The sequence below is a fragment of the Elizabethkingia sp. YR214 genome (assembly GCF_003058195.1).
In the GTDB taxonomy this organism is placed as follows: Bacteria; Bacteroidota; Bacteroidia; order Flavobacteriales; family Weeksellaceae; genus Elizabethkingia.
Window position 1 is genome coordinate 74,657 of record NZ_QBUH01000007.1, and the last position, 22,478, is coordinate 97,134.

General features: G+C 31.5%; 18 protein-coding genes. 17 read left to right on the top strand and 1 reads right to left on the bottom strand.

The annotated features are described in order from the left end of the window. Nucleotides 1-298: 298 nt before the first annotated feature. Complete coding sequence (locus C8J95_RS14620) at nucleotides 299-3,487, bottom strand: TonB-dependent receptor (protein WP_107809494.1); 3,189 nt, start codon at nucleotides 3,485-3,487, stop codon at nucleotides 299-301. Nucleotides 3,488-4,472: 985 nt separating this feature from the next. Between C8J95_RS14620 and C8J95_RS14625 the strand changes: the two genes are divergently transcribed. The 17 genes from C8J95_RS14625 to C8J95_RS14705 all read left to right on the top strand — a co-directional run bounded on the left by C8J95_RS14625 (nucleotide 4,473) and on the right by C8J95_RS14705 (nucleotide 22,462). Beyond that, nucleotides 4,473-4,670, top strand: a complete 198-nt coding sequence (locus C8J95_RS14625) for a hypothetical protein (protein ID WP_107809495.1) — start codon at nucleotides 4,473-4,475, stop codon at nucleotides 4,668-4,670. 41 nt (nucleotides 4,671-4,711) lie between these two features. Further along, nucleotides 4,712-6,472 carry a hypothetical protein gene (locus C8J95_RS14630; protein WP_107809496.1) on the top strand — a complete coding sequence of 587 codons (1,761 nt, stop codon included), beginning with the start codon at nucleotides 4,712-4,714 and terminating at the stop codon, nucleotides 6,470-6,472. 219 nt (nucleotides 6,473-6,691) lie between these two features. Beyond that, nucleotides 6,692-7,597, top strand: a complete 906-nt coding sequence (locus tag C8J95_RS14635; protein ID WP_107809497.1) for a DUF5106 domain-containing protein — start codon at nucleotides 6,692-6,694, stop codon at nucleotides 7,595-7,597. 177 nt (nucleotides 7,598-7,774) lie between these two features. Next, nucleotides 7,775-8,911 (top strand): MraY family glycosyltransferase, encoded by a 1,137-nt coding sequence (locus C8J95_RS14640; RefSeq protein ID WP_107809498.1) that lies wholly within the window; start codon nucleotides 7,775-7,777, stop codon nucleotides 8,909-8,911. A 190-nt stretch (nucleotides 8,912-9,101) separates the two neighbouring features. Further along, on the top strand, nucleotides 9,102-10,058 hold the full coding sequence (locus tag C8J95_RS14645; protein WP_107809499.1) for an NAD-dependent epimerase/dehydratase family protein: 957 nt from the start codon (nucleotides 9,102-9,104) through the stop codon (nucleotides 10,056-10,058). Between the two features lie 3 nt (nucleotides 10,059-10,061). Then, nucleotides 10,062-11,600, top strand: a complete 1,539-nt coding sequence (locus tag C8J95_RS14650; RefSeq protein ID WP_107809500.1) for a hypothetical protein — start codon at nucleotides 10,062-10,064, stop codon at nucleotides 11,598-11,600. After that, complete coding sequence (locus C8J95_RS14655) at nucleotides 11,597-12,529, top strand: glycosyltransferase family 2 protein (protein WP_107809501.1); 933 nt, start codon at nucleotides 11,597-11,599, stop codon at nucleotides 12,527-12,529. Before C8J95_RS14650 ends, C8J95_RS14655 begins: the two co-directional genes overlap by 4 nt. A gap of 219 nt (nucleotides 12,530-12,748) precedes the next feature. Next, entirely contained in the window at nucleotides 12,749-13,165 is a 417-nt protein-coding gene (locus C8J95_RS14660) for an acyltransferase (protein WP_158267954.1), read from the top strand. 5 nt (nucleotides 13,166-13,170) lie between these two features. Continuing rightward, a complete protein-coding gene (locus C8J95_RS14665) occupies nucleotides 13,171-14,112 on the top strand; it encodes a glycosyltransferase family 8 protein (protein ID WP_107809503.1) in 942 nt (313 codons plus the stop codon). 2 nt (nucleotides 14,113-14,114) lie between these two features. Beyond that, nucleotides 14,115-14,987: a beta-1,6-N-acetylglucosaminyltransferase gene (locus C8J95_RS14670; protein ID WP_107809504.1), complete on the top strand. Its 873-nt coding sequence runs from the start codon at nucleotides 14,115-14,117 to the stop codon at nucleotides 14,985-14,987. A 13-nt stretch (nucleotides 14,988-15,000) separates the two neighbouring features. Further along, on the top strand, nucleotides 15,001-15,921 hold the full coding sequence (locus C8J95_RS14675; RefSeq protein WP_158267955.1) for a GT-D fold domain-containing glycosyltransferase: 921 nt from the start codon (nucleotides 15,001-15,003) through the stop codon (nucleotides 15,919-15,921). Between the two features lie 24 nt (nucleotides 15,922-15,945). Next, on the top strand, nucleotides 15,946-16,824 hold the full coding sequence (locus C8J95_RS14680) for an SP_1767 family glycosyltransferase (RefSeq protein WP_107809506.1): 879 nt from the start codon (nucleotides 15,946-15,948) through the stop codon (nucleotides 16,822-16,824). Between the two features lie 27 nt (nucleotides 16,825-16,851). Beyond that, a complete protein-coding gene (locus C8J95_RS14685) occupies nucleotides 16,852-17,940 on the top strand; it encodes an acyltransferase (RefSeq protein ID WP_107809507.1) in 1,089 nt (362 codons plus the stop codon). Between the two features lie 13 nt (nucleotides 17,941-17,953). Continuing rightward, nucleotides 17,954-18,955, top strand: coding sequence for a glycosyltransferase family 2 protein (locus C8J95_RS14690; RefSeq protein ID WP_107809508.1), 1,002 nt, complete (start codon nucleotides 17,954-17,956; stop codon nucleotides 18,953-18,955). 9 nt (nucleotides 18,956-18,964) lie between these two features. Then, nucleotides 18,965-20,230: a hypothetical protein gene (locus C8J95_RS14695; protein WP_107809509.1), complete on the top strand. Its 1,266-nt coding sequence runs from the start codon at nucleotides 18,965-18,967 to the stop codon at nucleotides 20,228-20,230. 28 nt (nucleotides 20,231-20,258) lie between these two features. Continuing rightward, on the top strand, nucleotides 20,259-21,347 hold the full coding sequence (locus C8J95_RS14700) for a glycosyltransferase family 4 protein (RefSeq protein ID WP_255412826.1): 1,089 nt from the start codon (nucleotides 20,259-20,261) through the stop codon (nucleotides 21,345-21,347). Continuing rightward, nucleotides 21,347-22,462: a glycosyltransferase family 1 protein gene (locus tag C8J95_RS14705; RefSeq protein WP_107809511.1), complete on the top strand. Its 1,116-nt coding sequence runs from the start codon at nucleotides 21,347-21,349 to the stop codon at nucleotides 22,460-22,462. Before C8J95_RS14700 ends, C8J95_RS14705 begins: the two co-directional genes overlap by 1 nt. The last annotated feature ends 16 nt before the right edge of the window (nucleotides 22,463-22,478 follow it).

Genomic DNA, 22,478 nt, shown 5'->3' on the forward strand with positions numbered 1-22,478 from the left:
GTTGTATTGTTAAATTAATGGGTTGAAAAATATATTATTTTCATTATATTGTATTGGAAGAATTAATTAATTGATTTGCAATTTTTAGGAAGTGATAATAATCACATTTTTAGTTAGATCAGCTTTAGATAAATTTGCAGTGTTAATTAGTTTTTCATATCAAGTTAAAGCGTCTGTCACAGGATTGCTGTACTAAAGGCTCCCATTGGGAGCCTTTAGTATTTTATAACTAAAAATCCCTGCAACACATTGTTGCAGGGATTTTTCTGTAAAATAAAATGAAAAATTATTCTGATACCTAGAAGTTGTATCTGATTCCTAATTGTCCCTGGAATCTGGACGCGAATTGATCTATCGTATATGGAGTTCCAGGAGTTTTGAAATTGTAAGTTGGGTCTCCGGCTTCCGGAACATTACCGGTAACATTACCTACTTTAGTTAAACCTACACTTGCTGTAGAGTTGAATGTATTTGGAACGAAGTAAACTTTACCCCAATCTTTGTTCAGTAGATTTGTAATGTTCATAATGCTGAATGAGATCTGAATCGTGTTCTTATTCTTATTGCTCAGTTTTATCTCGTCCATTATTCTAAAGTCAGCCTGAACGTTCCAAGGTGTGAAATCACCATTACGCTCAGTAAATTTACCTCTTCTGCTGCTTAGGTATTTGTTGTTGTTGATGAAGTTTTCATAATCAGATACCTGTTGTTGAACACTTACCGTATTACCTGCTCCGTCTTTGTAAGAAACAAAGTATTTAGTAGCTTCCGCAGCATCTTTGAAGATATAAGCTAAACCAGCTGCTTGTCCTGTATTAGCAATGGTACTGTTAACAAATCCCCAAGAGAATGGATTACCAGACTGTGCATTGAAGTAAACATTAGCAGAAAGCCTGTTGGTTTCGGATAAATTGATGCCATATCCTAGGTTGGCAACAATTCTGTTTTTGATAGCAAAGTTAGATGTTGCCAATGCAGGGTTGTTAGGTGTTAAAGATTGGTTCATCTGCCAGTTACTCTCCATGGAGTTTCTGATACCGTTGGTAATATCTTTAGCATCACCATAAGTATAGGCTGCGAAGAAATTCAAACCAAAGTTATATGATTTAGCCAACTGTACTGTCAGGTTGTAACGATATCCTTCTTTGGTATTAGAAAGCATGTATGCGTTAGAGAAGTTACTGTTGATGTTGGTTGTGTAAACTGGCATCTCATGATTGGTGTCGTAGCTGTAGTAAGTAACCTTGTCTGTTTTGTTTACCTGCTGGAACATTAGGTCGTATATTACTTTAGTGTAGATACCTTCTAATGTTAATTTATAACCTGCAAGTGTATAATCTAGAGCAAGTGAACTTCTCCATACACGTGGCATTTTGAAATTATTGTCAATTAAGTCTACCTGAACTTTAGATGAGTTTTGCCATTTAGCAAAGTTTCCACTTACCAAAGGATCTCCGTTTGTTGTTAATTGAGCTGGAGTAGGTGAGTTGTAATCGTAGCTTCCGAATCCTACACCATCATTGTAATATGCGTACCCAAGCCATGCAAATGGAATTCTTCCTACGAAAATACCAGAGCCTCCTCTTAGTACAACAGATTTGTTTTCTGTAATATCTAAATTGAAACCAAGTCTTGGAGATAAAGTTGGCTTGCTAAGATATTTGTTAGTAAGTTGGTTAAGCGGTGTATAGGTATAAGTGTTTCCGAAATTAGGGTCGTTCGGAGAAGCATTTACCTGAGGGCTTAATTGTGGTTTATTTGGAAGATCTGTATAGTCAACTCTGATACCAGGCGATAATCTCAATCTTCCTAAATTGATTTCATCCTGAAGGTATAGAGAGAGCATATTAACCTTGTAATGTGCATAAGGATTATTGAATAGGGTTTCCCTGCTATCTCCATTAAAAGGATATGTTCCTCTTATTCTGGCAGGCTTTGATGCGAAGAAATCGTCTAGGTTTTTATAAGATATTCTTCCGTTTAATGCGTTTACAAACCCATACTCGATATTGTATAATTCGTTATGGGTTCCTAATAAGAAATTATGGATGCCTGTTTTGTATGTTAAGTTATTCGTGATTTCGAAGGTTTTCTGTTTCATGTTGAATACAGTTGCTTCTCTGTCGTTTCCGAATAATATTGTTCCGCCATTGTAAGATACTTCAACCTGAGGAAAAATTTTGTTCTGAGAAGAAGGGTCTCTGTAATCGTGGATTGATGAATATCCCACGATTAAGTTGTTGCTCCATTTGCTGTTGAAACGGCTTTTTAGTTCTAATGTTGTTGTGGAAGCTGTATTTCTTTGTGTGAAATCTATGCTTGAAAAACGGAAGTTTGCACCGTCTCTTTCAAGATTTGATGCTTGAGAGAATACAGTATTGTTTTTGATGGAAAGGGAATGTTTGTCATTTAATTTCCAATCCAATTTTGTGAAAAGCTTTCCACTCTCAGAAAAGTTATTGTACTGATTGTAGCTTCCTATGTCGAATCCGTAGCGGTTCTGTACGTCTCTGGCTATCTTTGCTGCTGTAGCATTGTCGACTAAAGATCCGGGATCACCTGCGTTATAAAAAACAGGATCCGTTCTCTTGGTGTATTCAAAATTGGTAAATAAGAATACTTTGTCTTTTACAACAGGAAGTCCAATTCTTCCACCGGCAATATAATCTTCAAATGAACTTGGCATTTTAGAATTATCACCTACTCTGTTTTTACCAGTAATAGCTGCATTTCTTCCGTAGAAGTAAATAGATCCGTCAACGTTGTTACTCCCGCTTCGGGTTACAGCATTTATACTACCACCTAGGAAGTTTCCTAGTTTTACATCGTAAGGTGCGATATATACCTGTACATCCTGAATTGCGTCCAAGCTGATAGAGTTGGAACGTGTACTGCTTCCAGGCATTCCGGAAGTTCCTGTTTGTCCTCCTAATGATGGACTGAAGCCGATAGCATCATTGTTTATAGATCCATCTATGGTAACGTTATTGTAACGGAAATTGGTTCCATTAAAAGAGTTGTTTGCACTCTGAGGAATTAATTTTGTAACATCCTGTATGCCTCTATTGATGTTTGGAAGTCCGGATATTTGAGACTGGCTAATTCCTACTCCGTATTTTACTGCTGTTTTTTTGCTAGCAGTCAGCTTTACTTCGTCAATTGTTTTTTCTTTAGAAGAATTTACTTCTACTATAGGTAAATCGTTGTTTCCTAATGAGAGCTGAAGATTACTGTTGGAGTAGATAAGATTAGAACCTTCAGTGATCTCAATTTTATACGGTCCACCGGGTTGAAGGTTGTCCAGGCTGTATATTCCTTTGTTGTTGCTTTTTGTTTCGAAAGTACTGTTAGTAGGTAAGTGCGTTACTCTTACTGTTGCTTCCGAACTGGAGCCTTTTAATCTTCCAAGAATTTTGGAAGTTGTTTCCTGTGAAAATGCTAAGCCAAAAGATAAAACGGCGATAGCGCAAATAATTCTTTTCTTCATATCGAATAGTTCAAATTCTAGCGCAAAAATAAATGGCTGTATTAAAGAATCAGGAAACTGAAAATTAACATTGTGTAAATGATAATTTAACTTTTTCTTAAAAAAAACTTAATGATTATGAAAACAAATAAATGAAAAATGTTTGAAAATATGGTCTATATAATGGTGTGTAAATAGTTTTAATTATTTATTGATTTCATAATTCAATTTTACGATTTGGTTAATGGATTTTCTATTTGATTTTTTGTATTCAGTTTAGTTTTAATTTTGCTTGTATCTATAATTAATAATGATATTATTTATAAATTAATTATTTTGTTTAAATAATTAATATGCTTTTTTTAAGTTCCTTTATTTATTTGTTTTCATCTTGAAATGTGCCTATTTTAGGGGTTTTATGATTGTTTATAATTTAACGATATTTGTTTATATATATTGTTATTTATAAATATATCTATAATTATTTATTAAATATTCAAAATAAATATTTTGCGTATTGTTTTTTTTATTAATTTTATTGAGAATTCATTGTAAGTACTTTATTAGTTATAAATATTTATGAATAAAAATATATGTTTAATAATGTTTCATTATAGAAACGTCGTAATTTAGATTGCTTATGGGGGATACTATATTTTAAGATTTCTGAAAACTGTTTGGCAATTTCATATGATTTCTGTCAAATTTATAGAGTTAAGAAAAAAGATAACGTGCGTTTCGTGCATGTTTTGTTTCTGATTTGATTTTTTACGCTGATGATTGTACTTCCGTGGTATGTTTTTTATTGTCTCGGAGCTGAATATTTATCAGATCGATTTTTTAGAGGTTTATCCTATGCTGTTTTGTTAAATGCTTAAAAAAAAGATTGTTACATGAATGTTATTACTGATTGATGGATGTGAGTGGAAGATAATGAATGGCATCTTGTATTAGTATTTTATTTATTGCATATAATAATTATCAACACCTTTTTACAAATAAATAAATGAAAGAAATGAATAATAATACTACTAAAAGAGAATATGTTGCTCCCGAGTTAAATTGTATTCTCATAGAAATTGAACAAGGAATTGCAGCAGGTTCTGCTACGCTAAGAATCGGAGCTGCGGGGTCTGAAGATACACCTCAGATAGATGACTGGAATAACGGAGGTACATGGGGAAGTGGGGATTCTGATTTGTAAAGTTTTAGAAGCTAAATTTTATCAATTAAAAATGAATTAAAATGAAATCTATATCTGAAAATTTTACAAAAATAATAAAAGGAATAGCACTGGGAAGTGTTGTTTTTATAAGTGTTAACTCATGTTCTTCCAGAGATGATAAATCCGAAGAGCTGAATAATAGTGTTAAAGCTAAACTGAATTTCAATATCGTAGGCATTGAAAATGCTGGAGGTGTGTCTGCAAGTGCTTCTGTTAATAAACAAGGAAGTGTCTTGGCAGGTTCTTCTGTTATTGCGAAAGAGAGTACAGTTTCTCTTAAGGATTTTGATGTGCTGACAAGTATAGAAAAAGTTGAAACCAACGGTTTAGGGAAAGTAGCTTCATCAGCTGGAATGAGTGGGGCTCTTGCAGCGACTCAGCCAATGAACGCAGGTGTCAAATATCTTATTCAGGTTTATGTTGCTGGAACAGTTACCAATCCTGTTGTTGATCAGGTGGCTACGGCTGGTACGGATCCTTTGATTACAGTGCCTACGGGACAGTCGTATGACTGGTATGTTTTTTCTACTAATGATGCTACAGCGCCTGTTATTAATAATGGAGTTATAAGTAGTTCAACAATTGCTAATAAAGATGTACTGTATGCTAAAAGTGCAGCTCCTGTGACTGTTCAGAGTGGGCAAAATGATTTGGCAGTTTCTTTCCGTCGTAATACAGTTCGGGTAGATGTGAATGTAGATGCTAGAGGTCTTTTTGGTAAAATAGATAATACTACAACGGTAGAGCTTGGTACAGGAACAGGTGGTTCATTTGCCAGTGTTGTTAAGTCTGGAGACTTGAATATATTTACAGGTGCTTATACCAATGTACAGACAGTTCCAGCGTTGATACCGGGTAATAGTATGGTGAATACTGCAGGAGCGCAGGGAGATGTGGGAGCTACAAAAACGGCTTCTTTTTACACAGTAGATGCTAGTAATAATGCAATACCTGCTAATCTTAGTGTGAGGCTTGGTACATTAGGCGTAAATATGGATAATAATACTCTCAGAACTTTTTCAGGAGCATCTGTTGTTTATACTAATGCTGCGATAACACCTGTAATTGGGTCTCAGTATTTATTGAATGCGCGTATGATAGAATCTGGTATTGCACAAGGTACAGCTGTCTGGGCACGTACTAATTTGCAATACGCTGAATATGCAGTTGATAAATATCGTTTCCTTCCGACTAATGATATTGCAATAAATGCATTGTTAAATATTCTTGATCTGGTACAGTTAGGGTTAGCTGGAAATACAATTACTAATAAGATTACAAATTTATACTGGAATTTTAATGCTTCAACACCTGCAGGTACAATTGGGAGTGGAGATCCATGTGCTTTGGTATATCCGACAGGCAAATGGCGGACTCCTACACAGGCAGAATTCAGCTCTTTAGGAGTTAATTCAGGGGCTGCTGGTAGGTATGTTGATATTGGGGGGCTAGTAATAGCTAATGCCCTTTTTGCTGGTCAATGGCCGATCCCTGCAACGGTTGATACAGCTTTTCCAGTACATTCCCAACGATTGTTTATGCCTATGTATGGCTATCGTTCGTCATCTGGTAGTATTATGGATACGCCAAGTAGTCTTCTTCCTGGTGTTACTGCATCAGTTACATCCAATTACTGGTCTTCAAGCACCGGAGGAAACGGAGTGAAATTTTACAGAAGTTTGACAACATTGCTGGCTACTGTTGCTTTAGATACAGGGTATTCTACACCTAATGAGTTTGTAGCAGGTAAAGGAATGAGTGTCCGTTGTGTAAGAAGTTAATAATTTATTTACAATCACTTCACAATATATATATCATAAATGGGGTAATTTGGAGTTTCCGATTACTCCATTTATTGTTAATTGGGAGTGCGCCCCGAATAAATGGTAAATAACAGAAGGGAAAAGGTTGAAAATTGATAATATTTTTTCTAATCAGGGAAATAATATGTAGTTTTGCACCAAACAAAAATATGATGAAAGAAAATATGAAAAAAAATAATGAAATTAAAACTTAATAGTTTTTCAGTTTTTTATTGCTCCTGTGTACTTCTCTTTTCATGTACGAAGAAGGAAGAACAAAAAATAACACAGCAACAGGAGGTTATAGGAGACGATACTGGATCAGCTACTGATAAAGTAGGTCGTTCAGTTGCCAATTACTGGGATCATTACAATTTTACGGATACAAATGCTATTAAAGATCCTGCTCAGGCAGAACAGGCTCTCGTAGATTTTATTGCCTTATTTCCGGATGCCAATCAAAAGCAGATTTCTCAGTCTGTCAATGGAATGTTTGAAAAAGCTTCTGTAAATAAAGAAGTATTCAGCTTTTTCAAAGATAGATATGAAAAATATCTTTATGATCCTAATTCTCCGTTGCATAATGATGTATATTTCCTGCCTGTTTTAGAATATCTGGTCAATACGAAGCATCTTAACGATACTGAAAAAATAAGATACAGAATGTTGCTGAAACTGGTGAATAAGAATATGCCAGGATCAGTTGCAACTAATTTCGAATTTGTAGATTCTTCAGGGAAAAACGAAAGTCTTCATCAGGTTAAAGCACCAGAAAAATTACTTGTATTTTATGATCCGGAATGTTCACACTGTGCAGAAGCTATTAAGCAGATGAGTCAGGATGTGAGGATTAATACGCTTATTAATCAGGAAAAACTAAAGGTTGTTGCTGTGAGTCCTGTTGAAGATATTAATAAATGGAAAGCTTATCAGGTTAATATACCTACAAAGTGGATTAATGGTTTTGATAAAAAAGGTGATTTGAAACAAAAAGAACTTTATGATATCAAGGCTTTTCCTACTATCTATCTACTTGATGAAAAAAATGAAGTTGTTCTGAAAGATACTAGTCTGGAACAAGTTTTGAGTTTGTTAAAGATCTGAAGATGATTTTATAATAAACGATTATTTTTTTTAATTATTGATTTTAATTTTATAAATTTCTGGTACTTCTTCAGTTAAGTAACTATTCTAATATTTTAATGCTCTGAAAAATAAAGAGGATTAATTTACAGAGTGATGTTCAGTATTTTTTTTGTTAGCAATTTATCTTTAATAGATATGAAACTATTAATTGTTTTTATTCCTTTTGTAGTTGCCGTGCTCTTAAGCAGGGTGATGATTCCGTATATTCTTCTTATCTCATATAAGAAACGATTGTTTGACCCGATTGATTCCCGGAAGCTGCACAAACGTATTGTGCCGAGATTAGGGGGAGTTGCATTTGCTCCGATACAATGTTGTTTATTGGTTATCACAATGGTAGCAGTATTTAAGCTTAATATTGTAAATCTTCAGATACAAGCATGGGCAATTATTCCAAGTTTGATGTTGCTGGTTTGTGGACTGGTTATATTATTTATTGTTGGTATTGGCGATGACTTGATTGGTGTGAATTATAAGGCAAAATTTATTGCACAAATATTTGTTGCATGTCTTTTCCCGTTGAGTGGATTGTGGATAAATGATTTATATGGAGTAGGGCTTATAGTTTCATTGTCTCCATGGATTGGAATGCCTTTAACGGTTTTTGTTGTAGTTCTGATTATTAATGCGATAAACTTGATGGATGGTTTAGATGGATTGTGTTCGGGGTTAGTAGGTTTAGGCTGTATTATTTTGGGAGGATTATTCATGTATTATGATGCCTGGTTACATGCTTTATTTGCCTTTATTACAGCAGGAGTATTAATTCCGTTTTTCTATTATAATGTATTTGGTACGGTACGCCGTCGTCGACAAATTTTTATGGGGGATACAGGAAGCATGACGCTCGGGTATTCTATTGCTTTTTTGGCTATAAGCTTTGCAATGAATAATCATTATATAAAACCTTTTTCAGAAGGAGCTATTGTAGTCGCTTTTTCTACATTAATTGTGCCGATATTAGATGTAGCTCGGGTAATGTATGTCAGATGGAGAATAGGGAAATCTGTATTTTCTGCGGACAGAAATCATTTGCATCACAAATTTTTACGCTCAGGAATGTCTCACCGTGCTGCTATGATTGCTATTTTAGGATTAGCCTTGTTTTTTTGTGTTTTTAATATAATAATGGTCGAGATTATCAGTAATAATATTGTTGTTGTCTGTGATGTATTACTATGGATTGCTTTTCATTATGTCTTTAACAGGATATTTGAAAAGAAAATGAAAGAACAAAAGCAACTAGAAACTTTTAATTTCACTGAGAATTGAGTGCGGAATGATTGGTTAATTGAATGTGGATGATTATTATTTCGATATTATATAGCTAGCCAAAAAAGATTTAAATAAAACTTAATGAACTTGAAATGTGCTGTAGGAATTATTTATGATGGATAAAATTATATCCTTTAAAATATTAAGAAAGATTAGAAAAAAACTAACGTAACTCAAATTTAAGAATATGAAAGTTGCTATTATAGGTGGTTCTGGTTTTGTCGGAACACGTTTGATAGATTTATTGGCTTCAACAGGTCACGATCTGCTAAATATAGATAAAAATATAAGTGAAAAGCATTCTGAAATTACAGTCATTGGGAATGTTATGAATAAAGATCTATTAATCTCTCAATTGCAGGGAGTAGAGCTTGTTGTCTTATTGGCGGCAGAACATAGAGATGATGTAACACCTGTTTCTTTATATTATGATATTAATGTACAGGGGATGAAAAATACGTTGGAAGCTATGGAATCAATTGGGATAAAACGTATTGTTTTTACTAGCTCTGTTGCTGTATATGGATTAGATAAAAGTAATCCAGACGAATCTTTTCCTGCTGATCCATTTAATCATTATGGAAAAAGTAAGTGGGAGGCGGAACAAGTGTTACAAGAATGGTATAAAGAGCATAATGACTGGAATGTTAATATTGTTCGTCCTACTGTAATTTTTGGAGAGGGAAACAGAGGGAATGTTTATAACTTACTAAACCAGATTGCTACGGGTAAATTTATGATGATCGGGAACGGCAATAATCAAAAATCAATGTCGTATATAAGAAATGTTATAGCTTTTATAAAATTCTTAATTGAAGAAAAAAATAATGGTTATAATGTTTATAATTATGTAGATAAACCTGATTTTACAACAAATGATCTTGTTCATCATACGAGTGATATTTTAAATAAAGGTATTCCAACAACTCATATACCATATTGGCTAGGTATGCTAGGAGGGTATGGTTTTGATATGCTAGCATGGATTTCTGGAAAAAAACTAAATATAAGCTCAGTAAGAGTAAAGAAATTTTGTGCAGTAACTCAGTATGATTCTACTAAAGCAATGTCTTCAGGATTTATACCTCCTTATACAATGGAAGAAGGATTAAAGAATATGCTGAAAGAAGAGTTTGTGAGATAAAAAATGAAAACAGAAAATACAAAAAGAATTGTAAAAAATTCATTATTGCTGTATGTTCAAATGATTTTGAGCATGTTGGTTGCATTGTATACATCTCGTATAATTCTAAAGGTAATGGGGGTTGATGATTTTGGTATATATAATGTAGTCGGTGGAATTGTAACAATGTTTGGTATTTTAAATGGGGCGATGTCGTCTTCTACAACGCGTTTTTTAACTTTTGCACTTGGGGAAGATAATGCTAAAAAATTACAAACTGTTTTTAGTACATCATTGATCATACATATACTAATTGGTATTGTTATTTGTATTTTGACAGGAACTATAGGTTTATGGTTTTTAGATAATAAAATGCAAATCCCAGTAGAACGACTAAATGCAGCAAAAGTTGTGTTTTATTGTTCAATTGCCAGTGCTTTTATATCTGTGATTAACGTCCCTTATAGTGCAATGATTATAGCACATGAAAAGTTTTCTGCATTTACCTACCTTTCTTTGGTAGAACTTACTTTGAAAATTGGAGTTGTGATATTTCTCCAATATAATACAGAAATAGATAGTCTTAAATTATATGCCTATTTGTTATTAATAATCCAATTTATTTTACAAATTGGCTATTTTCTTTATTGTTACATAGAATTTAGTGAAATAAGAGGACGAATTATTCTGGATAAGAAATTATTTAAAGAAATGACTTCTTTTGCCGGATGGAGCTTATTTGGAGATTCTGCTTTCATGATGCAAAATCAGGGTGTTAATATGCTTATTAATGTTTTCTTTGGTACAACAGTGAATGCTGCAAGAGGTATTGCGATCCAAGTACAGGGGCTTGTAATACGCTTCATTAGTAGTTTCCAGACAGCCCTTAATCCACAAATTACAAAAAGTTATGCTTCAAGGGACTTAGATTATATGCATCAATTGATTTATAATAGCTCAAAATATTCTTTCTATTTATTTTTACTTTTAGCTCTTCCTATTCTAATTGAAACTAATTTTTTGTTAGAACTATGGTTGACTATAGTTCCTGAACATGCGGTTAATTTTGTACGAATTACTTTACTTGTAAGTATTATCAGTTGTTTGGCAAATCCTTTGGTTTTTGCCGTTAAAGCAACAGGTAAGATTAGACGCTACGAAATGATTTTAGGCAGTGTTTCCCTTACACTAGTTCCTTTAGCTTATATTGCTCTCAGGTATGGAGCAACTCCAGAGGTGGTGTTTGTTATTCAGTTTGTTATAGAATGTGTTGGCCAATTAATCCGTTTATTGATGGCAGCACCATTGATTGGTCTTTCTTTGAAAGAGTATTTTTTGAAGGTCTTTGTACGCTGTAATTTAATTTTAGTACTATCTATATTAATGCCTTTATTTATCTGTTATTTTTTTAATGATTCTTTATTAAGGTTGATATTGGTTGCTGTTGTTTCAACAATTTCAATAATTCTTGCCGTTTACTATTTAGGAATGGGTAGTAAAGATAAAGGATATGTTAAATTATTTATTATATCTAGAATAAAGAAAACTTTTATATCATCATGACTTTTGTATCTGTTGTTTTACCTGCTTATAAAATAAAATATCTAAGAGAGGCTATCATTAGTATATTAAATCAGACTTATATTCATTTTGAACTTATTATCGTTAATGACGCTTCCCCAGAAGATATAGATTCTATAATAAGTTCTTTTGAAGATGAGAGAATAAAATATTTTACTAATGAAATAAATATAGGGGGTACAAGTTTAGTTGAACAATGGAACCACTGTATTTCTTTTGCCAAAGGAGAATATATTGTTTTAGCTGCTGATGATGATATTTATTATTCAAGTTTTTTAGAGCAATGTATTACTCTGACTAAGAAATATCCATCTGTAAATATTATTAGAACAGGAGCCGAACAAATAGATGAAAATAATAATCTTATAGGTATTGATGGTATACTGCCTGAGTATTCGAGTAAATATCAATTTTTGTATTATTGGCTTACGGCAGTAGCTTTTACGTGTATAGGGAATTATATGTTTAAAGCAGAAGTATTAAAGGAAAAAAAATTCATTGATTTTCCTTTTGCTTTTGGTTCTGATGTCGCATCTACTATTATGATGGCAGAAAATGGTATTGCAAGTACAAGAGAAATGCTTTTTCAATTTAGAATTTCATCAATTCATTTATCTAGCAGTGAAAAGTATCTTGATGAAAAATTGGAAGCAACAACAATGCTGTATACTTGGTTGATGAATCTTAATTATGAAAGACCATCTGGAAGATTTGATTCTTTTTGCTATGAAAATACACAGAAAGAAACTTTGTATACCAAGTGTAGATATGATTATTATAATCAGGTTATAAAAAGGATACCTTTTTTTCAGTTGAAAAAAATTAAATATTGCAGTTTATTGTCTAATAAAGATAAGGCCAAAATGTTGATTAGATATTTGTTAGATAGGGTGAAAGGAAAACTAGGATAACTTATTATGAGCACTTTTTTTAAAAATATAATTAGGGCTATTCTTAAGTTTTTTCCATACAAAAGTTTAGAAAAGATTAAAAGATATAGAAATATTTTTTATACACATTGGATAAAAGATGATTTTGCCACTTTTGGAGATAATTCTTATCTCGAAAGGGGGTTAAGATTGTGGAATATTAAATATATTTCCATTGGTAGTAATGTCGTTATTAGGAGAATGAGCAATTTATCTGCTTGGGATAGCTATACAGATAAAAAGTATTCTCCCTCAATAAAAATAGGTAATGATTGCTCAATAGGAGAGTTTTTTAATCTATCGTGTATAAATGAAATTGTATTAGGGAATAATGTGTTGATAGGTAGATGGGTGACCGTTATAGATCATTCTCATGGTTATCTTAATGAGGCCGAATTGCAGGTAGCTCCTGCAGAAAGAGATTTGGTATCCAAAGGAAAGATTATTATTGAGGATAACGTATGGATTGGAGATAAAGTAACTATTTGTCCGAATGTTCATATACATAAAGGGGCAATTATTGGTGCTAATAGTGTCGTTACGCATGATGTTGAAGCAAATACTATTGTTGCGGGATGTCCTGCTAGAGTTATAAAGACTTTTAATAATAAAAATTAATTTTTATGAAGCCTGATCAAGATTATATCCCTATTGTTGTTGCCTTTACTCCTAATTATTTTATTCCGGCAGTAACCTGCTTGTATTCCATTTTAAAACATAGTCCTGTAGAAAATAATTTTCATTTAATATGTTTATTGACTGAAGATTTGCCTGACAAAATGAAAAACAAATTGGAAGAATTTCAAAAGGATAGAGTTCATTATTCCTTTATTAATCTAACCGGAAAATTAAAGGATATTTATATAGATGAGCGTTATACAGTCGCTGCTTCATATAGGCTAATATTGCCAGATTTATTGTTGGAATATGATAAAGTAATTTATATTGATTGTGATGTAATTGTAAGAAATGATTTAGCAAAACTTTATAAAGAAACAAACCTGGGAGACAACTATATGGCGGCTGTTTTTGAAGCAAGTTTAGACTTTCAAATTCCGTATTTGGAATCTATTGGATGTAAGCCTGGGCATTATATTAATTCTGGTTTTTTACTTATGAATCTGGATAAATTGAGAAAAGATCTTATGGTTGCTCAATTTTTAGATGCAGCAAAAGTAGAAGGCTTACAGTTTCCCGATCAAGATGTACTCAATCAGCTATGTAATGGAAAGATTGTGAAGCTTCCACCTTATTATAATAGTATAAGAACTTTCTTTTTACCTCAATATAAAAATAATTTTATGAAATATTATTCTGAAGAAGATTGGAATAATATACAAGACCATGGTACTATTCATTATACGGGAGCAAAACCATGGAATAGCTTTACCGTAAAATTTGATATATGGTGGGATTATTATGAGGAGTTACCAAGTGAAATTAGAAAAGAGTGGGATGTAAATAAAAAAATGTATAGACTTTATACATTTTATAAGACTACCGTGGGCAATAGAATTATTAATGCAGCTCAGAATATTTACCGAAGAACGAAATATAATAGTTAGAAATGAAGCATGCTTACCTTATCATAGCCCATAATGATTTTAATATTCTAAAGAATCTGCTGTTGTGTTTAGATGATGAACGGAATGATATTTATATTCATTTTGATAAAAAAGTGAGCTGCATACCTAGTCTGCACATGGAATATGCTAAACTATATATATTAGATGAAAGGGTAGATGTTAGATGGGGAGATGTTTCGCAAATAAAAACTGAATTTAAATTATTTGAAGCCGCTTCAGAAAAAGGGCCGTATGTATATTATCATATGTTATCAGGAGTAGATTTGCCTTTGAAATCACAAGATACAATTCATGATTTTTTTAATGAACATTTAGGAAAAGAATTTATTGGGTTTACACAAGGAAATATTTTAGATGAGATTGATCGAAAGGTAAATAATTACCATTTATTTACTAAGTTTTTTAGAACTAATAATAATTATTTTTATAGAGCTATAAGGGCTTTAGCTCTAAGATTACAATATCTAATTAATTTTAAAAGAGATAAAAATATAGTTTATAAGAAAGGAACATCGTGGGTTAGTGTAACTGATCGTTTTGTAAAATTTTTGCTTCCACATTATGAGAAAATTCTGAAAAGGTATAAATATACTTTTTGTGGTGATGAAATTTTTTTACATACACTTTGTTGGAATTCCCCTTTTAGAAATAAGGTTTTTAATTCTACAAACGAAGCAGAAGGTTGTCAAAGAATGATTGGTTGGAAAAATGGTGTTTTATATGATTGGGAAGAAAAAGATTTTGAATATTTAGCAAATTCTCATTTACTTTTTGCAAGAAAATTCAGTAGTGCTAATATTAAGTTAGTTAATCGGTTATTAGAAAATATCGATATAAAACCTATAAAAGACTGAAGCTATCATGATAATGGAAAAATTGAAAGTATTGTTATGGACCGTGTTACATTTGCCTGAGTATCGTTATAAATACTGGCTTACTCGTAAGATCCGTAATGAAATTAATATTTTGAATTCTTGGGATACAGTCAACTATATATTAGAACAGAAAAAATCCGTTTGCCGTTTTGGAGATGGTGAATTGCAGATGATTAGTCATTTTTTGAAAAAGAAGAAAAATGAAAATTTTGATGTAGATACTTTTCAATCATATAATGAAGAATTGTCCAGACGATTATTAGAAGTATTTCAATCAAAAAAAGAAAATGTTCTAATATGTTTACCTTATCAATTTAAAAAAGCTTCAGTTAGCACATTAAAGACAAGACTTTTTTGGGAAAGAGAATGGTTAGGGCGTAAGGACGAATTACTTAAAATTGGCTTTCCGGATGAAATTGGGGATACTAATTTTACAAGATTTTATTTAAACAGATTAGATATTCCTGACTATCCAAAGTATATCAATAAATTAAAACAAATCTGGAAAAATAAAAAAATAACTATTGTAGAAGGAGAATATTCAAGATTAGGTGTAGGGAATGATTTTTTTGATACAGCTATTGATATCAAACGTATTATATGTCCTGCAGTTAATGCATTTGATAAGTACAATGATATCTTAAATGCTGTACAGAATTATGTTGAAAAGGATAGGCTGGTTTTAATTGCTTTAGGTCATACAGCAACTGTTTTGGCATTTGATCTTTCTCAATTAGGATTTCAATCTTTGGATATTGGACACGTTGATATCGAATATGAATGGTATAAATTAAATGCAAAGGAAAAAGTTGCAATTCCAAATAAATATGTAAACGAAGTTTCTTCGGGCAGGATAGATTCGGATTTAGAAGATGAGCAGTATCACAAACAGATTATATATAGATTTATATAATCCCCCTTTATAAATGTTTATGTTATGAACTTTTTAAGAAAAATATACCTGGATTTTAGATATTATTTATATAAAGTAATATATCCTTTCCCTAAAGTGTATTCAAAAGAAGAAACTTTAGAGAGAGTTATAAAATCGGGTAAATCCGTAGCACGTTTTGGAGATGGGGAGTTTCATCTTATTAGCCACACAGAAAAGCTTGGATTTCAAGATATAAATAGAGATTTGTCGAATAAGCTTTTAGAAGTATTAATCAGTAATAATAATAACTGTCTTATTTGTATTCCAGAAGGACTGTATACTGTTAAGAGATTTAATACACATGGGCGTTTTTTTTGGAAACAGTTTATTGTATTTCATTTTAAAAAGTATCTAAAATACTTTAAGTATGATGTGATATATGATAATTCATTTATTACACGTCCATATATGGATTATGGTGATAAAACAAAAGCAGGAGGTTATTTTCTGAAACTTAAAGAGCTTTGGAATAATAAAAATATATTGATTGTAGAGGGGGATATGAGCAGATTAGGTGTTGGGAATGATTTGTTTAATAATACGAAATCGATTAGTCGTATTCTGACATTATCTAAAAATGCATTTTCCGTTTATGAAAAACTATTAAATAAAATAAAAGAAGAGATTGTAGAAAGGAAATTTGATATGGTACTTATTGCTTTAGGGCCTACAGCGACGGTTTTAGCCTATGACTTAAGTAATGAAGGAGTGCAAGCAATTGATATAGGGCATATAGATATTGAATACGAATGGTATTCAATGGGTGCATCTAACAAAGTAGAAGTACCAGGTAAGCATGTTAATGAAGTGAATTTTGAGCCTAATGTAGAAGATTTTAAAAATGACTTGTACCAGCAGCAAATTATAGCGAAAATAACTTAGGTTGTAGTTGAAATAGAATATTAAATTATGGATGAAAAAAAAACATTAAATCATTTGCAATCAGAGGTAATAGAGCTATTGCGTTTTCCTCTGATGGTATTAGTAGTTTTTGTACATATGCTTCCATTTGAACAAAAACCACTTAATCTTAATTTAGATGGGGAAAATATTTATAATACTATAACAGAACTAATTTCCCATTATTTAGGACGTTTGCCTGTGCCTTGTTTTTTCCTTTTTTCAGGTTATTTTTTCTTTTTTAAAATTTCAAAATTAAATACCGAAATATATTTTTCACAATTAAAAAAAAGAATTAAAACTCTATTGATTCCTTATATAAGTTGGAATATTATATACATATTGCTTGTATATTTAAAAAACATTGTGTTTTATATGCTGGATAAAAATTTTGATGAAATTTATATGGGGATAAAAAATTTGTCTTTATATAATATTTTTTGGGGGTTACCTATTAATTATCCTTTGTGGTATGTTAGAGATCTTATTGTAATGACAATTGCTGCACCTCTTTTTTATTATTTATTTAAGTATACAAAATTTTATGGATTGCTAATTATTTTGGCAATTTATTTATCTACTATAGAATTCAATATTCCGGGATTGGGTACTACAGCTATTTTCTATTTTGGTCTTGGAGCATTTATGGGGTTATATAAAAAGAATATGCTGAGTATTGTGATTTCTTACAGAAAAATATCTATGCTATTAGCAGTTATAGCTTTGGGATTTGTAGGTTATTATAATGCATCCGAATATGAAGAATATTGGGTACGTATTTTTTTAATTTTTGGGATTGTAGTATTATTATTCGGGGGGTATAAATGTCTTACTCATGAAAAATTAAAAAAGGTATTTATTCTTTTAGCCCCAACAGTATTTTTTATTTATGGAAGTCATATGATTTATATATTGGGTTGGCTTAAAGGAGCTCTTTTGAAATCTCCATTGTCAATATCGAATTTAGGAATGTTAATAGGATATTTTATAATTCCTTTTATTTGTATTTGTATCATATTAATTATATATAGGTTTATGGAGAAATATTGTCCAAAAGTTTTGTCTTTCATTACAGGAAACAGACAAATTCATATTTAAATATTAAATAGATATGTTACAAGAAAACCCATTAGTTTCGATTATAGTACCTGTATATAATGCGGAAAGTACGTTATATATTGCCCTGGACTCTATAATCTCACAGAGTTATCAGCATTTGGAAGTTATTTTAATTGATGATTGCAGCCAGGACAATACACTTGATGTTATAGATAAATATACTGTAAGATTAAGCAACCAAACGGATATAATAATAAAAGTAATTTCCCATGAGCATAATAAAGGAGTTGCTGGAGCACGTAATACAGGATTGAATAATGCAACAGGGGACTATATTTATTATGTGGATGCTGACGATTATATTGAAAGAGATGCTATAGAAATAATGGTTAAAGAGGCTATCGAAACAGAAGCAGACATAATTGGCTGTAATTGGTATTTGTCATTTAGTCATAATGAGCGTAAAATGAACCAATCCTCATTTGAAACTCCAATTGACGCAATACAAAAAATACTTAGTGGTAAGATACGTTGGAATCTCTGGCTGTTTATGGTGCGTCGTTCATTATATGAAGAATATAATATTCGTTTCTTAGATGGTATGAATATGGGGGAAGATATGATGGCTATGATAAAATTATTTATACATGCAAAGAAAGTATCTTATATTGATAAAGCATTATATCACTATGGCCAATCTAATGAAGGTTCATTAACGAAAACTTATTCTGAAAGACATAGAAAAGAAGTAATGGCAAATTTAAATGCTATAGAAGGGTATTTGCAAGAAAGTGTGTATTCTGGTCGACTTGATGAGAGGATTAATTTTTTGAAATTAAATATAAAGTTACCTCTTCTTATTTCTGATAAAAAAGATAATTACAAGATATGGTTAAAGTGGTTTCCCGAGGCCAATCCATTTATTATGAGAAATAAAGATATGTCATTTAGGACACGTCTTTTACAGTGGATGGCAATGAAAAGACAATATTGGTTCTTAAAGCTATATTATAATATAGTGATTCGTTATATTTATGGTATTATTTATAAATAAAAATAATATATGTTACGTGTTATTCCCTATTTATTTATAGGAATTGTTACAAGTTTATACTTTTTTCCTATAAGTTTCACATTTTTGCCTGATAATATCAATACTAAAATGATGCTTTCGGTTGTTGGTATTATTTTATTTCTGTACAAATCTGTCAAAAATGAAAAAATTGTTATGCAGCAAGGGCTCTTAATGGCAGTGTGTATAGCATTAATATTCTCGTTAATTTGTTATATATCAACTGATCTCAATTATACGGATGATTATTCCTATGCCAATTATATTGTAAGTTTTTCAGTTTGGTTAGGAGGCGCCTATGCAGTATGTGCCTTTATAAGAAGCGTACATGGAAAAATTGATTTTAGAATACTAACTTTATATCTCGCGGGCGTTTGTTTTGCACAATGTATTTTAGCAATGCTAATGGACAGTATTCCTGTATTTCGTATAATAGTAGATACTTATGTGAATCAAGGCCAGGAATTTCTTTTAGAGGTTAATCGTTTATATGGTATTGGAGCAGCACTTGACCCAGCCGGAGTTCGCTTTTCTTTAGTATTAGTGATGATTTCAGGTTTACTTAGCCATGATGATAAGACGCGTCAGAGTAATGTTACCATTATTTTACTATTAGTTGCCTTTTTTACTATAGCTATCATAGGAAATGCTATTTCACGTACAACGATATTAGGATTAGTTACTGCGATTGGATATTTTGTATTTTCATCAGGACTTTTCCGATTACTAATAAAACTTGGATCTGTTAGGTTAGGACTTCTATTCGGTGGATTATTACTATTCGCAATAGTAATTTCTGTTTATCTATATAATTCAAACGGTGCTTTTCACGGATATATGCGTTTTGCATTTGAAGGTTTTTTTAATTGGGTAGAGATTGGAGAATGGAAAACAGACTCTACGGATAAACTTAATAGAGAAATGTGGATTTGGCCCACAGACCAAAGAACATGGTTAATAGGAAGTGGTCTTTTTGATAACTTTATATATGGAACAGATGTTGGGTATTGTCGTTTTATATTGTATTGTGGTTTAATAGGCTTTTCAGTATTTGCTTTTCTTTTTGTCTATTTGGGTGTCTTTTTTTCATATTATGTCCCGAAGTATAAAATAATGTTTTTAATTTTTATTATTCTGACATTTGCGATATGGTTTAAAGTAGCAACTGATATATTCTTTATTTATGCATTATTCTTTTGTTTAGACCAATTTATTACACCTTCTGAAGAAGAACTTTTTGATGAAAATAGTATATAGTATTCTAGGGACATTTAATTCCGGGGGAATGGAAAGAGTTCTTGCCAATAAAGCAAACTATCTTGCTAACGCAGGATATGATATAACTATTATTACCACGGATCAACAAGAGCGAAAGCCTTATTTTGAAATGAATTCGAAGATTAAGCATATTGACCTTGGAATAAATTATCGTGAGGATCTTAATAAAAATGTATTTAAGAAAATTTACTCTTACATTTCAAAACAAAAAATACACAAACAAAAATTAGAAAAAGTATTACAAGATCTTAAAGCTGATATTGTTATTTCTATGTTTGATAATGATGCTACTCTTATACCTAAAATAAATGATGGTAGTAAGAAAATTCTTGAAATTCATTTTTCACGATTCAAGCGTATTCAATATGGACGTAAAGGAATATGGAGTATTATAGATAAATTTAGAAGCAGTAGTGACTTAAAAACTGTTCAAAAGTATAATAGTTTTGTAGTTTTAACAGAAGAAGATAAAAGTTACTGGGGGGAGCTGTCGAATATTGAAGTTATCCCTAATGCTAATAGTTTTACTTCTTCAGAACAGTCTGTCCTAACTGATAAAAGAGCTATTGCTGTAGGTCGCTATGATTACCAAAAAGGATTTGATGAATTAATAAGATTATGGAAAGATGTATATGCTAAAAATACTGAATGGAAATTAGATATTTTTGGCGAAGGTCCATTAAAAGGGGAACTACAAAATTTAATTAATGATTTGAATCTTTCAGAAACTGTAAAATTATGTTCTCCGGTAAAAAATATAGCACAAGAATATCTGAAAAGTTCAATATTGGTTATGACTTCCCGTTATGAAGGACTTCCCATGACATTGCTCGAAGCCCAAGTTTGTGGTTTACCTCTAGTCGCTTATGCTTGTAAGTGTGGGCCAAAAGATATTATTAAGGATGGTGTTAATGGTTATCTGGTACCAGAAAGAGATTCTCAAATGATGACGGAAAAAATATTAAATCTTATTGGAAATTACGAACTAAGAAGAGAGATGGGGAATATGGGAAGAGATTTATCGAAAAATTTCTCTGAGAATCAGATTATGAATAAGTGGGTTAATCTCTTTAATGACATAACAAAAGAAAATTAATGAAGACGATAGTAGTATCAGCTGTAAATTTAAATGTAGGAGGAACTCTTACTATACTGAGAGATTGTTTAAGCTTTCTTTCAGAATTTTCTATAGAAAAGAACTATAGAGTGATTGTTATTGTTCACAAAAAAGAGCTGGCAGACTTTCCTAATATTGAATATATCGAGAATCAGTGGCCTAAAAAAAGATGGATAAATCGCTTATGGTATGAATATGTCAGTATGAAACATATTTCGAAAAAACTGCCTCCTGTCGATCTGTGGTTATCACTACATGATACTACTCCTAATGTTATTGCTAAAAAGCAGGCTGTATATTGTCATAATCCATTTCCGTTTTATAAATGGAAGTGGCGAGAATGTATGTTTGCTCCCAAAATAGTACTGTTTTCATTATTCTCAAAGTTTATTTATAAAAAGAATATTCATAAAAATAATTTTGTTATTGTCCAGCAACAATGGTTAAAGGAAGAGTTTAAAAGTTTATTTAACCTGACTTCTGATAAAATAATTGTAGCACTCCCAGATTCTCCTAAGAATAAGGATTTAGATTTCTATGTTGAAAAAAATCCTGATTCTGTTTATGAGTTTTTGTATGCCGCTTCGGGTAACAGCCATAAAAATTTTGAATGTTTATGCCAGGCAACTGAAATTTTGGAGAATGAAGGAATTCATAATTTTAAAGTAAGCATAACACTTACCGGAAATGAAAATAATTATACAAACTGGTTATATAAAAAGTATGGTAAAACTATACAATCCTTGCAATGGATAGGTTTTCAAAATAGAGAATCTCTTTTTCAATATTATAGAAAATGTGATTGCTTAGTGTTTCCTTCTAAAGTAGAAACGTGGGGATTGCCTATTTCAGAGTTCTCAGAATTTAACAAGCCAATGTTATTGGCAAACTTGCCTTATGCTCATGAGACTTCGGCTGGAAGTCAGCAGGTAGCGTTTTTTAATCCAAATGATCCCAAAGAATTGGCTAAGCAAATGAAATTGTTAATACAAGGAGATTTTTCATCATTGAATATAATACCTGAAAAAATGATAGAAGAGCCAATAGCTCATTCATGGAAAGAATTATTTCAAACACTTTTATTTGAAGCTTAATATGAGAAATAATAAT